Annotated in this window: 11 protein-coding genes; 5 read left to right on the plus strand and 6 right to left on the minus strand. The window is 61.5% G+C overall.

Annotated elements, in window-relative coordinates; translation table 11 throughout:
• Positions 1-10 precede the first annotated feature (10 nt).
• Positions 11-451: a hypothetical protein gene (locus EKH80_RS03490; RefSeq protein ID WP_126683336.1), complete on the plus strand. Its 441-nt coding sequence runs from the start codon at positions 11-13 to the stop codon at positions 449-451.
• Between the two features lie 97 nt (positions 452-548).
• On the opposite strand, the gene EKH80_RS03495 is transcribed toward EKH80_RS03490, so the two are convergent.
• A complete protein-coding gene (locus EKH80_RS03495; RefSeq protein ID WP_126683337.1) occupies positions 549-938 on the minus strand; it encodes a VOC family protein in 390 nt (129 codons plus the stop codon).
• A 49-nt stretch (positions 939-987) separates the two neighbouring features.
• The gene (locus EKH80_RS03500) at positions 988-1584 is read right to left on the minus strand and encodes a lysozyme inhibitor LprI family protein (RefSeq protein ID WP_230473394.1); all 597 of its coding nucleotides are present in this window, start codon (positions 1582-1584) and stop codon (positions 988-990) included.
• A 25-nt stretch (positions 1585-1609) separates the two neighbouring features.
• On the opposite strand from EKH80_RS03500, the gene EKH80_RS03505 reads away from it, so the two are divergent.
• Entirely contained in the window at positions 1610-3190 is a 1581-nt protein-coding gene (locus EKH80_RS03505) for a hypothetical protein (protein ID WP_126683338.1), read from the plus strand.
• Positions 3191-3499: 309 nt separating this feature from the next.
• On the opposite strand, the gene EKH80_RS03510 is transcribed toward EKH80_RS03505, so the two are convergent.
• Both EKH80_RS03510 and EKH80_RS03515 read right to left on the minus strand, forming a co-directional pair.
• On the minus strand, positions 3500-5479 hold the full coding sequence (locus EKH80_RS03510; RefSeq protein WP_158628732.1) for an MGH1-like glycoside hydrolase domain-containing protein: 1980 nt from the start codon (positions 5477-5479) through the stop codon (positions 3500-3502).
• A 170-nt stretch (positions 5480-5649) separates the two neighbouring features.
• Positions 5650-8208 (minus strand): TonB-dependent receptor, encoded by a 2559-nt coding sequence (locus EKH80_RS03515; protein ID WP_158628733.1) that lies wholly within the window; start codon positions 8206-8208, stop codon positions 5650-5652.
• A 659-nt stretch (positions 8209-8867) separates the two neighbouring features.
• On the opposite strand from EKH80_RS03515, the gene EKH80_RS03520 reads away from it, so the two are divergent.
• Complete coding sequence (locus tag EKH80_RS03520; protein ID WP_126683341.1) at positions 8868-9611, plus strand: FadR/GntR family transcriptional regulator; 744 nt, start codon at positions 8868-8870, stop codon at positions 9609-9611.
• Here the strand turns inward: EKH80_RS03520 and EKH80_RS03525 are convergent.
• The gene (locus EKH80_RS03525; protein WP_126683342.1) at positions 9608-10942 is read right to left on the minus strand and encodes an aminotransferase class III-fold pyridoxal phosphate-dependent enzyme; all 1335 of its coding nucleotides are present in this window, start codon (positions 10940-10942) and stop codon (positions 9608-9610) included. The two genes, EKH80_RS03520 and EKH80_RS03525, sit on opposite strands and share 4 nt — an antisense overlap.
• Complete coding sequence (locus EKH80_RS03530) at positions 10935-11954, minus strand: phosphotransferase (RefSeq protein WP_126683343.1); 1020 nt, start codon at positions 11952-11954, stop codon at positions 10935-10937. Before EKH80_RS03530 ends, EKH80_RS03525 begins: the two co-directional genes overlap by 8 nt.
• 78 nt (positions 11955-12032) lie before the next feature.
• Here EKH80_RS03530 and EKH80_RS03535 point away from each other — a divergent pair, with 78 nt between their 5' ends.
• Together EKH80_RS03535 and EKH80_RS03540 are read left to right on the plus strand one after the other, a co-directional pair.
• On the plus strand, positions 12033-14162 hold the full coding sequence (locus EKH80_RS03535; RefSeq protein ID WP_126683344.1) for a beta-galactosidase: 2130 nt from the start codon (positions 12033-12035) through the stop codon (positions 14160-14162).
• Positions 14163-14218: 56 nt separating this feature from the next.
• Complete coding sequence (locus tag EKH80_RS03540) at positions 14219-15664, plus strand: APC family permease (RefSeq protein ID WP_126683345.1); 1446 nt, start codon at positions 14219-14221, stop codon at positions 15662-15664.
• The last annotated feature ends 409 nt before the right edge of the window (positions 15665-16073 follow it).

Consider the following 16073-nt stretch of genomic DNA (forward strand, 5'->3'; position numbering starts at 1 on the left):
GAATTGAACCATGAAATTCACTGAAACTGCGCCCACGCTGCCGTGCCCATCGGGCCCGCCGCCGTGGCTGGGAAAAATTGCGCAGGACGCGACGCTTGAAGGGGCCGTTCTCAAGCGTGCCGTTCACGGCAAGGACAACATTCTTGCCCTCATTTCACACGCCCGCAGCTTGTACGAATTCCAGGACTACACGTACTACGGGCCCTGGGGGAGCGAGTTCTTCATGGAGTCGTATCGGGCAAGCATCAACGGCGTGCCGATGGAATGCTCGGTGATCGTGCACATGAACGATGCCGGCGAAGCCGATTCGCTACTGATCCACCACTACCCGCTCGACGCCACGCTGGAGTTTTCCCGCCTCATGGGCGAGAAGTTCGGCGACCAGTTCGCCAACTTGTACCTCACCGCCGCCCAGGCCGATGGCCTGGCGAAGGCCTCAAGCAAAAAATAAGAGGGCCAGGAAACAGGGGGCAGAGCATTTTTTGCAGCATTGAAGAGAGCGCTGTGCCATGGCAAGGCGTTTTCCGCGCCCCAAAGTGCTCTGATCCCTAGCCAAGTTCTTGGGCAACTTCCCAAACATGGCCGGACGGGTCGGCGAAGGCGGCCGTGCGGCGCCCCCACGGGCGGTCAACGGGGCCGTTTAGCAACCTCACGCCACGGTCCTGGAGCATGGCGCAAGTAGCGTCCACATCGGTGACCTTGATCGTGAGCAGAACATGGCTGCCCGCCGTCGCCGGAGCCACGGGTAGCGGCTCAATCAGTTCCGGCGCCTCGGAACGCTGGAGCAGGTTGACCGCGATGCCGCCGAAATCCAACAGGCAGGAAACTTCATCCCGGCCCATCACCTTGGATTGGAAGACGCTTTCATAAAAGGTCATGGCCTGCGTGATGTCGTCGACAAACAATGTCACGACTTCGATAGCACTTGGAACGGACACCTGCTTCCCCTTCTCCGAGCTCACTTCAAGGATTGTCAATGGCGCCAGGTCACTTCTGGTTGACGAGCTTCTCAAGCGCCAACGTTCGCGTGATCAAGTCATCCAGCTCAAAACTCTCCGACTGTAAGAATGCCGCGTCCCCAATGTCCTCCGGCTGGGCAGCCAGACGGTGGGTCTCGCTCAAATGATGCTTGAGCCATGCTCTTTGTTCTTGCTGCAATTGAGCCCGCTGCTTGTCCTTGTACCTATGCAGTAGCGTCTGATAGGCCGCATTCAGTCTCGGGTCCCATCGGCCGACTTCAGTCTTATGGCATTCCAACATTTTCCCGGAAGCGCCGGCAGCTTGATCCAGGCATTTGCTGAACTGTGCACTCTCCTGTGCGCTTGCAGTAAATGCGGCGATACAGAGGGTGGCGCTAAAAACGAGAGATGATTTGCGGAACATCGTGGCGATCCTTTGCGTCTCTCTGACCGAGGTAGAGCTTAGGTTGGCTGATACTGAACTATTTTCACTGAAATTTTCAAGAGAATGCGAAGGAACAACGGAACTCGTATCTGGGTTGAACTCGATATACGCCGCACCGTCATAATCCGCTCCAGTCACCCTGCCCCGGTCCGCTTCGGGCCAGCAGCGGAGGCTGGTCATTGAACCTACCCCCCAGGAAGCGGCGATGAGAACAACTGAAGCACCTCAATCCGCCGCTCGCGGGGAATCAGTAGCGTGGCGTAAGCCCGGAGAGGTTGCCGAATCACCGCTGCAGGCGATGATCGACCAAAGCCCGCGCATGACAGCGCAGCGCCGGATGATTGCGGACATACGTAGCGGCACCGCGCCGCGCCAGCTGGCACAGCTCAACGCGGCGCCCGACAGCGAGGGCACCGGCATTCCAGGCGCCGCATCCGAACAGTCAATGCTTGAACAAGATCCGGATACCCGCAAGGAACAGGCACGGGAAGATCTGCTGGCAACCATTGACGACCTGGATGGGGCCGACGGCCAGCAATTGGAGCGGGTGCTGGCGCAGCTCCAGGAAAAATACGCTCTGAGCAAGACCGTGGTCGACGTCGACGACCCGGAAAACCTCAAGGTGGAGCTTTATGCGTCCCCGCCCCTGGTCATCGCCGGCGCTGCGCTGGGCATCGTCGCGATCGCCACGATGGGCGCGGCCTATGCCAGCTACACCCTCCGCAGACGGGTCACCTATCACCGGACCATCAGGCGCCTGACCACTGCCGGTTACCGCAGGGACGATGCGGAGGCGCTATTCCGGCAGCACAACAACGAAAGGGACCTGATCGACTGGGCGCCCGTCCTGCGTCGACAGATTGAAGACCGCGTAGCGATCGATGAAGCGATGATTGCTGGTATGCAAATCTATGACCGGAGCGTTACGCGCCTGGTCACTGCCGGTTACCGCAGGCACGATGCGGAGGCGCTGTTTCGCTTGCATGGCCATGTGGATCACTTGATCGCCTGGGCGCCGATCTTGCGCCGCCAGATTGAAGACGGCGTAGCCATCGATCAAGAAATGCTCACTAACGTACTACGGCAACACGGCGCCGCCGACAAAATGGAAGAGTTACAGCGGGCGGGAGACGGAAAAAATCTGGCTTGGGGAGAACACAATCCCGGTCTCAACCTAAACGAACCAGGCCATCTAACCGAGCTAGGCCGTTGGATTAATGACAAAAACAATAACCCTGAGCCCGATCCGGTGCGCGGCACCATGAATTGCTGGGAGGTGATCTGGTTCAGCGCCTACAAGATGCGGTACATCACCTGGGAGCATATGCATGAGGTCTATCAGAACGAACTCGAAGGGACGAGTCTGAACACGTATTTCAATGAGCGCATCAGGGTGGGCGCCCAGAAGAAGTTCGATCCGAACAATGCTGACTCTGGGCGTCCATTGCGCGGAGACATCGTGCTGTTTGGATCCGCCGAAGTGCATACGGCCATGGCCACAGGGACTGAGGCGGGACCGGAAGGAAAACGCTCTCCCGAAGTCTTCAGTCTCTGGACGCAACCCAATCACAACTACTTGCAGCGCGTGACGATAAATGCACTGCTAGCCGTCGATTCAGAGTGGGACGACGATGACGAAGAAGAAGAAAACGAAGAAGAAGAAGAAAAAAAAGAAGAAGAAGTTAAGAGTGATAAAAGCGAATTGCGGATCAGTATCCGGCGCGGCAAAGACAAAGCCGCCGGACACGGCCCGCCCGTATGGTTCTTTTCTCCGAAATGGGGATGAGCCGAATGGCGCTTACTTAAGCGTGCATCTTGATGCTTGGCGTGATTCGCCCCTCTTCCCTACTGCACCGTAGGGGAGAGGGTAGATTCTCGCACGGTGGCTGCATGTCGCAGGCAATGCAGCCATCTACGAAATGCCGCAACAGCACGCGGGCAAAGGGACCATTGGGGTTTGCTCCGAATGGCGTTTTCTTAAGCGTGCATCTCGATGCTTGACGTGATTCCCGTAGGGGGGCAGGTAGATGGCGCCAGCAAGCGAGCAACTCGCTTAAGTACGTGCCATTCGGGATGAGCCCATTTCTCGATGGCGCTAGCGCAGCAAAAGCAGGTAACTGGCCGCCGCCCAACTGAAGTTCGGCGACTGGTAGCCCTGCCCGGTGAGCGGATCGTAATTTTCATACACAGGGGCTTGGGCGGTGACTCCCTTGGCATTCAATACGAGGCGACGCGCCATGTCATCGGCCTGCTTCGCATAGCCGTAGCGGCGAAGCGCCGCCACGCCAAAATAAGCCTGGTCGAGCCACACAGGGCCACGCCAGTAGCCCGTGACCGGCGAAAAATGCGGGTCGTCTTTTGCAAGGGTCGGAAAAGGCAGGTAGGTCGCAAACTTGTTCGGGTCGAGCATGACTCGAACAGCGTGCGCAGCCTGGTCCGCACTGGCCGCGCCGGCCCATAGCGGCGCCCAGCCCTCGGAGCCGTAAACGCCCACGAAATCCTTGCTGCCAAGCCGGGCGTCGAAGAAGTAACCGCGCTGGCGGTCGTACATCCGTGCCTGGATGGCTGCACGCATGACTGCCGCTTCCTTCAGCCATTGCCGATAATCGGCATCCTTGCCGATCGCCTTGGCGATCTCGGCTAGATCCGATTTCTCCTCGTAAAGATAGGCGTTGAGATCGACCGACTCCTGGTCCGCCGACCACGCGCCCTTGTCGTTTTCCAGCATGGCTACGGTGTCGAAGCGCACGGCATTGTCCATGCCGCTTTCCCACTTGGCCGCGATGGCCGTGCCGTCGGTCGCGCCGTATTCGGCCAGTCCGTTGTGGTCATGATCGCGGGCCGCGAACCACCAGCGGTGGTAGCGCACCAGCTTGTCGTACATCTCGGAAAGAAACGCTTTGTCGCCGGTGGCCCGGTAGATGGCCAAGGTGGCCCACGTCGCAAGCGGCGGTTTGCTGTCGCGCCAGTTGTCGCCGGACTTGTCCAGGTAAAGGCAGTCCGGAACCATGCCGTCGGCGGCCTGATAGTCGAACATCGCCCGCACTTGGTCGCGCGCCAGGTCCGGCGCAAAGGATGCCAGTGCGACGGCATGTTTCCATGAATCCCAGGCCCAGAAGCCGTTGAAATCCGGATTGGAATAGGAAGGAATGACACCGTCGTGATGCAGATCGCCGCGCGCCGCGCGCCAATTGCCGAGCAAGGTCATGATCGCCTTGACCGCCACGTGCCTTGCCGTGTCGTCGGGCAAGCCGGCCAGATGGCTCGACGCGGCGGATGCCAGGTAACCCGCCCAGCGTTCGCGATTGTGTGCCCACGCCTCCGCTTCACTCACCGCCTGGGGCTTGTCGGTTTGCGGGTCATAGGCCAGCATCTGATCGACGTAGACAATCGCGGTCTGACCGGGCACGAGATGCAACGGCCGACTCAAGTCGATGCGGTAATCCGCCCCCGACAGCGTCACGTGACCGGCGTTGGCCGTATCGGCATGCAAACTCGTGCTTAGCACCGAGGGAGAGCGCGCAAAGGACTGCAACACATCCCCGTCATGCGTGGCGAGGTGGCTCGCCTCATCGGGCATCGCCTGCCCCACGAGCCCTAAGTCGATATCCAGCGTGCGCGAGGCCTTGAGCTCGACGCGCACCAGTGCGTGCCACGAATTGGCGAAGAAAAGGATCTGGCTCACGCTGAGGTCGGAGGAGACGAAACGGCGAACCAGATAACCGGGCGCAGCATGGCTTTCCGTCGGCGCCAACGGGATGTCCCGATGGCTCGCCGCATCCCGGAGCGCCAGGCGCGCAAAATGCTTGCCCACCCATCGGCCGTCGCCAAGGCTATGCACGAAGGGGCCGACAAAACCGCTGCCATCGTCACCCGCGGGCGGGAGACTGTAGCCATACCAGGCACCGGCGTCGAAAAAGATGTTGAAGCTTCGATCCGCCGGCGACGCGGGCATGCCGTGCATGTCGAGCACGTCCAGATAGCGCGCGTCCGGTTCCGTGGCCTGTGCCTTGCCAACGGCGCATGTCAGCAAGAGCCCTGCAACGACGATCAGATTTTTGAGTGGTAGGCGCATGACATCATGTTCGGCGATGCCGGCGCACATGGCCAGCGTTGTGATGCCATCGAGCTCCCTCCCCGCGCAAGGCGAAGCAAGCTCGCGGCGAACTCAAGCATTGCGGCAAGCTCGCGCAACCCCACCCTAGCCCTCCCCTGCAAGCAGGGGAGGGAACTGGTGCACGCAGGTTAGAACTTGTACTTGGCCTGGAAGTTGAACTCGCGTCCCTCGATGGATCGCGCCAGGATCACGCCGCCGCCGCTGGCGAATCCGAACAGGCGTGCATTGCCCTCGGTGACGCCGATCTGGTTGGTCACGTTCGTACCGCGCAAGGTCAGCATCCAGTTGTTGCCGATGTTGGCAATGGCACCGATGGCAATATCGTAGTAACTGCCCAGCGGCTGCTGTTCGAGCTGGTCGCCGAAGCGGTTGCCCATGTGCTCGTAGGTCATCCAGAACTTCATGCTGCCCCAGCTGGTGGGAATCTCGTACGCCGGCGTCACGCGGTATTGGATTCTCGGCTGGCGGTCCAGGTCCATGCCGTTGATGGTGCTGCACTGGTTGCTGCCGTCCTGCGCAACGTAGGGCACGCAGCTGTTGTAACCGGAGTAATGGCCATCCATGTAGTCACCGCTCAATGCCACGCTGAAATGGTCGAACGGCTTCACCGTCACCTGCGTATTGAGCCCCTTGGTCGTGGAGCCGTACACCAGGTTGATCTGTCCGGTGTCCAGCGTGATCGAGTACGGCACGCCGTAGAACAGCCTTCGATACACGGACACATCGGCATAGAGCCACGGGGATTGGTATTTGAAGCCCAACTCCATATTGTGGATCCGCTCCACCGGCGTGCTCGGCATCGGCTGGATGTTGTCGAAGCTAGGCAGGAAGATGCCGTGGTTCACGCGCGCATACACGCTCATGTTCTGGTTGATGGCGTAGTTGGCGCCGAAGGTCCAGGACGGCGCACTCCGGGAATACGACGGATGCTGGAAGCTGTTGATTCCGTATTGCGCGTTATTGTTGTAAACGGTGTAGGGATTGTTATCCAGGTCGCCGGACGCCGTGTTCTGGAACCAGCCGCCGATGTCGACATGCTGCACGCGCATGCCGCCGTCGAAGCGCCAGTTGCCGATGTTCCAGGTGTCGGTGGCGAAGAAGGCGGTCGAGGTGGCATGCCAGCGTTCGTTGAACGCCATCCACGATTGCGGCTGGTTGTTCCAGAACGAGCCCTGGCCGTCGGTGAGCTGATAGGTATGCGTACCGTCGCTCAGGTTGACCACGATCGGACTGGGGTTGGTCCTGGCCTGCAGCAGCATGTTCGCGCCATCGTTCTCCGAATGGCTTTCCGAGTACACCGCCGTGTAGTTGCCCAAGGTCAGCGTATTGCCTTCGAACAGCTCTTTGCTGATGTGGAACTCGTTGCTCGTGGATTGGATGTGCTTGTGGATGTACTCGGGGTTCTGAACCGTCACGTTCTCGTTCATGTCGGCGGGCCTGCCGTTGGTGTACATGGCCGTCGCCGTGAGATTTGCAGGCAGCCCGAACGCCGCTTCGGAGCCGGAGATGAAGCTGCCCAGCGTCGACGGGTTGGCGCCCGTGCTGAAGAACGCCGTGGTGTCCATGTTGCCGCCGACCAGGATGAATTTATCCGACAACGACCAACCGCTATCGAAATCCAGGTCGAGGTTGGCGCCCACCATATGCACATCGCCGCCCTGGCCATTGGCCATGTCGATGTTCACGCCGCCCGGCGAGCAGCCGGCCGTAAAGCACGGCGTGGTCTGCAGGAACTGGTAACGGTCGGCATTGCTGCCGAAGGTGCCGGTCAGCGGATTGAAACCCGGGTACGGCGAAAACTTGCCCGGTGCCGGGTTATAGATCGGCGTGTCGGTGACGAACTGATTCTTGTCCTTGAGCTCGCGCGCATAGAACATGATCGAGCCGTGCTCCAGGTCGTGGCTCAGCGTCGCCGTGAGCTGGCCGCCCTTGTCGGCGGCAAATTGCGGATCGCGCACGCCGTCGGACTTGCGCCAGAAACCGCCGATGCTCCCATACCAGCCGCTGTTCTTGCCGAACAACGGGAATCCATAGAAGCCGTCCAGGCGCACCATGCCTTCCGATCCGTAGGTCACGCCGACATCGCCGCTGGGCGTCGAGCTGCCTTCCTTGAGGATGAAGTTGGCGATCAGGCCCGGTTGCCCGTTGCCGTACAGCACGGATGGACCGCCCTGCACCGCCTCCACGCGATCGATGGTGTCGTCCAGACGGAACATGGCGTCGGTGAAGTATTCCCATTGGGGAAACAAGGGTGAGCCGTTGAGCTGCAGCGTCACGAACGGCGCGCCGCTGTCGGAAGGAAAGCCGGCCACCTCGATGTTGGCACCGGTCTGGCCACCGGACGATTCCGGGTACACACCCGGCGACATTTTCAGCAGGTCGGCGGTGCTGATCGGGTTGGATTCCTTGATCTGCTCGCTGGTCATCGACGTGATGGAATAGCTGGCGTCGATCTTGCGGATACCGCCGAAGTTGGCATTGCCGGTGACCACGACCTGGTTGAGGGCGGTGGCTTGCTGGGTCGATTCACCGCCTTGTGGCCTGGCGGCCTTGGCCTTGTTCTGCGCCTGGTCGGCAGGCGTCGCGGCCTGCGATGTCGCGTCCTGCGCCTGTACGGTACCCGCCATCAACAGGGCGCCAATCGCGACCGCGAGTGCGCGCTGGCTGATCTGCTTGCAACTGCTCATGAACTTCCTCCCCAAAAACTTATGTGTTTTTCCTGGATTCGCCACTTCGGCAGGGACGTATTCGCCGGCTCCCTCCGGCGTTGAAGCTTCCGTGCCCCCTGCCCGCTCACCCAGGCCACCAGCTGTGTCGTCGGCGGACCGGCATCGTAACGTAATAAGTAAATTAATACTACAATACGAAAATAGGTCTAAAGTAATCGAAAGGCGCCGCATGATCGGTATAAAAGGCGCCTCGCGGATTCGAGTGACGGATGGAATGCTGCCGTCGCACATAGGGCAGTGGGTGGGCGCGTACGCTTACCTCACCGTCATTCCGGCGCAGGCCGGAATCCAGTTTCAATACATAGTGCGAAGCACTCAAAGCCTAGTTTTGTGTCCTTCGGACGCGTATTGAGACTGGATTCCGGCCTGCGCCGAAATGACGGTGAGGTACTCCTTGGCCGAATGTTTCGAATGGAAACACCATCGGAAGCAAATCGCGGGCATCCGCGTTATTCGAGCCGCTCCAGCCACGCCCCAAAAACCATACATTTGTATGATAAATTCTCACTGACGTTGCGCTGCAGCATGCAGCGTCCTGAACTTCGGCGGCTGATGGCCCGCCACGCAAGCCTTTCGCGGCGAAAGCGCTCACGCCCAGCAGTGGAGAACGATTGAAGATGAAAGCGACGGATGCACGCAACCTGCACGGCCATGTGGTTCGCGAACTGGGCCGGCGGATCGTGTCGGGCGAATTCCCGCCCGGCGAAGTGCTGCCGCGCGAGGAGGCGCTGGCCGGCAGCCTGGACGTAAGCCGCACCGCCTTGCGCGAGGCGCTGAAGGTTTTGTCCGCCAAAGGCCTGATCGAGGCGCGCCCGAAAATCGGCACGCGCGTGCGCAAGACGGAATGCTGGAATCAGCTCGACGCCGACGTGCTTGCCTGGCGCTGCGCCTCCATGCCGACGGACAACTTCATCGAGAAGCTGGTTCAGATGCGCGAAATCATCGAGCCCGCCGCCGCCGCGGCCGCCGCGACCGTGCGTACTGCCGCACAGCTCGCCAAGATCGACAGCGCCTACCGGATGATGGAAGCGTCGCGCACGCCCGAGGAGTGGGCGCAGGCCGACGTGAGTTTTCACGACGCGGTGCTGCAGGCAACCGACAACGAATTGATGGTCTCGTTGTTCTCGGTAGTCGAAAGCGCACTGGGTATGTACTTTGCGCTATCGGCGCAATCCGCGGGCGACTTCCGCTATTCCCTGCCCCATCACCAGAAGGTGCTGGAGGCGATACGCCGCCAGCAGCCCGAGGCGGCGCGCAAGGCGATGCAGGTCATGGTTGCCGATTCGCGCGAGAACCTGCACAACCGGCGCCAAGGCGCCCCCAAAAAACCGCCGCGACGCGCCGCGGATGATTCGCGCTAAAACGCGGCAAGCACCTCGTCGAGCTTGTCGAGGAACTCCTCGGCATTCGCCCGGCTGAACACGATCGGCGGCTTGATCTTCAACACGTTGTCGTCCGGCCCCTCGGTGGAAAGCAGCACATGGCGCGCCTTCATGGCCTCCACCACCGCCTTGGCCCTGGGCTGATCCGGCGTCCGGGCCGCGGGATCGCGCACCAGCTCCGCACCGATGAACAGCCCGCGACCGCGCACATCGCCGATGCAGGCGTGGCGCTGCTGCAACTGGCGCAGGCCATCCATCAGGAAAGCACCGACCCGCCGAGCGTTTTCCTGCAGTTGCTCCTCGGCAATCACATCGAGCACCGCCAGCGCGATGGCGCACGAAACGGGATTGCCGCCGAAGGTGTTGAAGTACTCCATGCCGGTGACAAAGCTTGCGGCGATCGCCGGCGTCGTTACCACCGCACCGATCGGATGACCGTTGCCGATCGGCTTGCCCATGGTGACGATGTCAGGCACTACGCCCTGGGCTTCAAACGCCCAGAAGTGTTCGCCGGCGCGGCCAAAACCCACTTGCACCTCATCGGCCAGGCAGACGCCGCCGGCCGCACGGACCGCCGCATAAGCCTCCGGCAGATAGCCATCCGGCAACGCGATCTGTCCGCCGCATCCCAGCAAGGACTCGCAGTAGAATGCGGCGAGCGTGGTGCCTTGGCCGCGCAGGCCATCGATTGCCGGCTGCAACAGCCGGCCGTATTCCTGCCCCGCTGCGGAACCATCGCGGAACATGCCGCGATAGACATCGGGCATTTCCACCACGCCGACGTGTGCAGCCTGCCCCTCGCCGCCCTTGCCGTTGAACTTGTACGGACTGAGCTCGACCATCGACGGCGAATGCCCGTGGTAGGCGTGATCGACCACCACCACGCCCCGCGCCTTGGTGTGTGCGCGCGCCAAACGCAACGCCAAATCGTTGGCCTCGGTGCCGGAGTTGGTAAGGAACACCACCGACAATGAACTGGGCAGCGTTGCCGTCAGGCGCAGGGCGTATTCGACGATATTGTCGTGCAGGTAGCGCGTGTTGGTATTGAGCCTCGCCATCTGCGCCTGCCCCGCCTCGACCACGCGCGGGTGGCAATGGCCGACATGGCAGACGTTGTTGACCATGTCCATGTACGCGCGGCCCTGTTCATCGTAGAGCCAGACACCTTCGCCGCGAGTGATCTTCAGCGGTTCCTGGTAGGAGAGGCTCAGGGCCGGATTCAGCCGTTGCTTGCGCAGTTGCAGGATCTCAGCATGGGATCTTTGCGGCACGCCATCCAGCACGGAACGGAACGAAAGGGTGTCAATCATGGAGTGATTCCAAAAAGGGTCCGGCGATGGCGTTGCGGTCGAGGCCGGCGAGCTGCCGCAGCAAGCTGCGCACGCCCCGCTGCGACACCATGATGAACGGATTGTCGGGCGATTCACGGCTGGCCCGGGTGGCCATCAGCACGCTGTGGCAAAGACGCGCGAGTATGAAGGTTTGCAGTTGTTCGAGCTCATCGCGCAATAGGGGGCATTGCGCCAGATAGCCGCGCACCACGGCACGCGCGCAGGCCACCGGATCGGCCTCGTGTTGCATGGCATACGTGCAAGCAATGGCCAGATCGGCCAGGCGAAAACTGGTGCACATGTCGCCGAAGTCGATCACGGCGTTGACGCACGGACCGTCCTCGTCGTCCGATACGATCACATTCAGGTCGTTGGCATCGTTGTGCAGCACGCTGACCGGCAACCGTCCGTGCCAGAACGGCAATTGCCCGCAAAATGCGTCGAGTTGCGTACGCACGATGTCACGCACTGCCTCATCATCGATGTGCGCAAGCTCCTCGCGCAGGGCCGGCAGGCGCATCAGGTTCCAGTCGTGCTGGCGATCGGCCGCGGGATGCTTGAAATCCTGCAAGCCGCGAGTGAGGCGGCCGACGGCACTGCCCAGGCTCGCGTGCAGAACCGGGCGCTGCGCCGGCGCCAGGGAATCGATCACATCGGCATACGTACGTCCGGGCACGAAGCTCAGCATGCGGACCTGGCGGACCTGGCCCGAGATGGAAAGCGTCAGCAGATGCTCGCCGTTCATTGCAATCTGCACTTGCGGCCAGCGCATGGCAGGCTCGCGTTCGGCGAGCGTCATCATCGCCCGGTTTTCGAGATCGAGATCCGCGCGCGACCACGACGGGTTCGCCACCTTCAGCACATAGTCGCCGGCCTCGGTGCGGATGCGGAAATTGTGGTCCGCGTAGGACGGCAGCACGCTGATTTGGCCGCGTATATGCCAATGCCAATCGGCCAGCTGCAGGGCTTCATCGGGGGATAGCGCATCCATAAGTCATGCACGGGCGACATTGCGATGGTTTAAATTGTAGTATAAGTTGACATTTGAATCATACGGGGCGCTCCACTCATGTTTCGGCCTTTGCTGGCGGCCCTGATGGCCGCCGCCGTGATGACTACCGCCGGCGCCAGTCCGATCGACCTGGGCGGCCCGCATCCGGCTGCTTCAAGAGGTGCCACGCTGCTGCGCCAGCACGAGCCGATGAGCTTCGGCGTGTTCTACTACCCCACGCAATGGCCGCGCAGCCAATGGCAACGCGATTTCGAAGGCATGCACAAGCTCGGCTTCGATTTCACGCACATGGCGGAATTCGACTGGACCTATCTGGAGCCGGAAGAAGGCCGCTTCGACTTCGCCTGGCTGGACGGGGCGATCGACGAGGCCAGCAAGGCCGGCTTGCGCGTCATTCTCGGCACACCCTCTGCGGCACCGCCCAGCTGGATGGACGAGCACTACCCGGAGGTCTATCGGGTGGACGAGCACGGCCAGCGCCACGAACACGGCATTCGTGCGGAAGTATCGCTGACCAACCCGCGCTACCAGGCGTTCGTGACGCATCTGGTGACGGCGATGGCCCAGCGTTACGGGCACGATCCACGCGTATGGGGTTGGCAGATCGACAACGAACCCGGCACGTTTGCCGATTACAGCGCCAGCGCACGCGCCGCATTCCAGCTGTGGCTGCAAAACAAATACGGCACGATCGACGCGATGAACACTGCATGGGCAGGCTCGTTCTGGAGCACGCGCTACGGCAGCTTCAAGCAGGTGCACCTTCCCAATGCCACACTGGCCGCCGAAGACAAGCTCAGCCCGCATGCGCTGCTCGATTTCGCGCGCTTCCAGGCCGACACCACCGCGCACTTCCTGGATGCGCAGGCCGCCATCATCAAGCAGCATGCACGTGCCGGGCAATGGGTGACCACCAACTACACCAATGTCAGCACCGCCACCGATCCCCGGCGTAGCCACGGCCTGGATTTTCCCACCTTCACGCTTTATCCGGTTGCCGGCACCAACATCCTGGGCGGCGACAGCTACGCCATCGGCAAGCCCGCCAATCTGATGGAAGCGGCTGCCTACTTCCGTTCCATCAACGGCACGTTCGGCGTGATGGAATTGCAACCGGGCCAGGTCAATTGGGGCGATATCAATCCGCAACCGAAGCCCGGCGCCGTCAGCATGTGGATGTGGCACGCGTTTGCTTCCGGCGCCTCGCTGGTGAGCACGTATCGCTATCGACATCCGCTGCGCGGCAGCGAGATGTACCACGAAGGCATCATGGGCACCGATGGCGTGACGCCGTCGCGCACCGGACGCGAGTTTGTCGACGCCTTGCACGAGATCAAGGCGCTCGAACCCAAGCTCGACGACAAGGCACCGCTGCCGCCGAAACTTGCCGCGCGCTACACGGCCTATTTGTGGAGCCAGGACGTTTTCTGGGACCTGGATATCCAGCCGCAAACCACCTCGTGGAACAGCTGGGCCTACCGAAACGGCTACACGCTGGCGGTGAAGACCACCGGCGCGCCGATGGATTTCATCGCCGAAGACGACGACTTCGACCGCTACCCGTTCCTGATCGCGCCCGCTTACCAGATGGTCGGCAAGGCGCTGGCGGAAAAATGGCGGCGCTATGTCGAGCAAGGCGGTCATTTGATTCTGACGAGCCGCACCGGCCAGAAGAACGAAGGGAGCCAGTTCCACGAAGGCCCGTGGTACGCGCCGATCCTCGATCTCATCGGCGACGATGTCGATGGCTTCGACATGCTGCCGCCCAGCGCCAATGGCACGATAAACGCCGACGGCAAGACGCATGCCTGGCATCGCTGGGCCGATATTCTCACTCCGCGCCCCGGCACCACGGTGCTTGCCACATACGCTGATCACTACTATGCCGGTAAGGCCGCCGCCACCACGCGCAAGCTGGGCAAAGGCACCATCACCATGATCGGCGTGTCGACCGATGACGGCGAATTCGAACGCGCGATTGTGCGCAGCGTCTACCAGCGCGCAGGCGTGGCGATAGAAAACCTGCCTACCGGCGTGTTTCTCGACTGGCGCGGCGGCTACTACGTCATGGTCAACTACAACCCTCAGCCGTTTTCGCCCGTCCTCCCGGCCAAGGCAGCGATCGTGCATGGCAACGCGCCGTTGGCGCCAGCACAGGCACTCGTCTGGAAGGACGCCTCGCCGTGATGGACTCGCCACTCGATGGCGATCGTGCCGAACCACCAGCCATGAGGGCATGAACGATGGCGGAAACACCGGCCACAGCACCCGCAACGACGTTGCGCCGCGTGCTCGGCACGTGGGATCTAGTGCTGTTCAATATCGCTGCCATCGTCGCCTTGCGGTGGCTATCGGCGGCGGCACTGGTCGGGCCATCCAGCATGGTGCTGTGGCTGCTTGGCCTGATGGGTTTCTTTCTGCCGCTGGCCTTGGCGGTACTGGAGCTGAGTTCGCGCGTGCCCGGCGAAGGTGGCCTCTATCTGTGGTCGAAGGCGGCGTTCGGTGATCTGCACGGCTTTGTCGCGGGCTGGACGTACTGGGTCTCCAATCTGGCCTACTTCCCTTCCATGCTGCTGTTCGGCGCAGGTGTCTTCTTGCGCATCGGCGGCCCGAGCTGGATGGCCCATGCCAACGATGGACGCTACAACCTGGTCTACAGCCTGCTTGTGCTGTGGGCAGCGACCTTGCTCAGCATTCTCGGCTTGCGCCGCGCGAAGTGGCTGCAGAACATCGGCGGTATCGCAACGTGGTTGGCGGGCGCGTTGATTCTCGTCGCAGGCTTGGTAGCCGTGTACCGCTTCGGTCCCGCGACGCGCTTCACCGTCAGCGACGCGATACCCGATTTCCGCAAGCTCGCCACGTTCTCCACCTTCGCAACAATCGCGTTGGCGTTCCAGGGGCTGGAGCTGGGACTGATCCTGGGTGGCGAAATCCGCGACCCGCAACGGCAGATTCCACGCGCCACCCTGATTTCCTGCGTGGCGATTGCGGCCATCTACATCGCCGGTACCGCTTCGTTGCTGGTGGCGTTGCCTGCTTCGACGATCGACGTGATCGGCGGCATCCCGCAAGCTTTGGCGGCCGTCGGCGAGCGCATCGGCTTGCCGATCTTCGGTCCGCTGACCGCCGCGCTGGTGACGCTGGGCTCGATCGGAACGGTGGCTGCATGGGTAACGGGCACGGCGCGCCTGCCGTTCGTCGTGGGCGTGGACCGTTACTTGCCTGCGGCGTTGGGCCGGCTGCATCCGCGCTACGACACGCCCCATGTCGCATTGATTACGCAGGGCGTCCTGACATCACTGATACTGATGGCAGCGCTATCGGGCTCCACCATCCATGAGGCCTACATCATCCTGATCGACATGACAGCGATCATGTCGCTGTTGCCGCTGCTGTACATCATGCTGGCATTCCCCGTGCTGCGTCGTCGTGCAGCGGGTTTCGACAAAGGCACCAAGCGCGCCCCGGTAGGCATGATCGGTTGCTGGGTGATCGGCCTGACGGGTTTCGCTGTTACGTCGCTGGCCATTGCAACATCCACGATTCCGCCGGAAGGGGACGATCACCCGCAATTGTTCCTGCTGAAGGTCATGGGCGGATCGGTACTGCTCATAGGCATTGGGCTGGCGTTCTATCGCCATGCGCGCCGCCGAGATGACTACCGCATGACCAAATCGACCAGCCCGTAGGCTGGGATAACAATCCCAGCTTTCCACGCGGCATCGCGATGCTGGGATTGTCATCCCAGCCTACGGGCCACCGGCCGGTCAAATTTCAACACTTCACTGCGGCGCTTTGCGGTACCTCGTCGTCATTCCGGCGCAGGCCGGAATCCAGTCCGATACGCGTCTGAAGGACACAAAATCAGGCTTTGAGTGCTTCGCACGGCGTATGAAAACTGGATTCCGGCCTGCGCCGGAATGACGGTGAGGCAAGAGGGATCGGTACGGCCAAAACAAGTCTCCCGCCATATCCGATTGCGAAAAGCCCCGCTAAACAGAGAACGTCTGCGCAGTGGGTGAAAGCCGACCACTCAAAACGCGGCGGCTTGACTCGACGGCTTCCCCTCCGCACGATGAGTGGCAGGCGGTACTGTGA

The sequence above is a fragment of the Dyella choica genome (genome assembly GCF_003977665.1).
GTDB classification, from domain to species: domain Bacteria; phylum Pseudomonadota; class Gammaproteobacteria; order Xanthomonadales; family Rhodanobacteraceae; genus Dyella_B; species Dyella_B choica.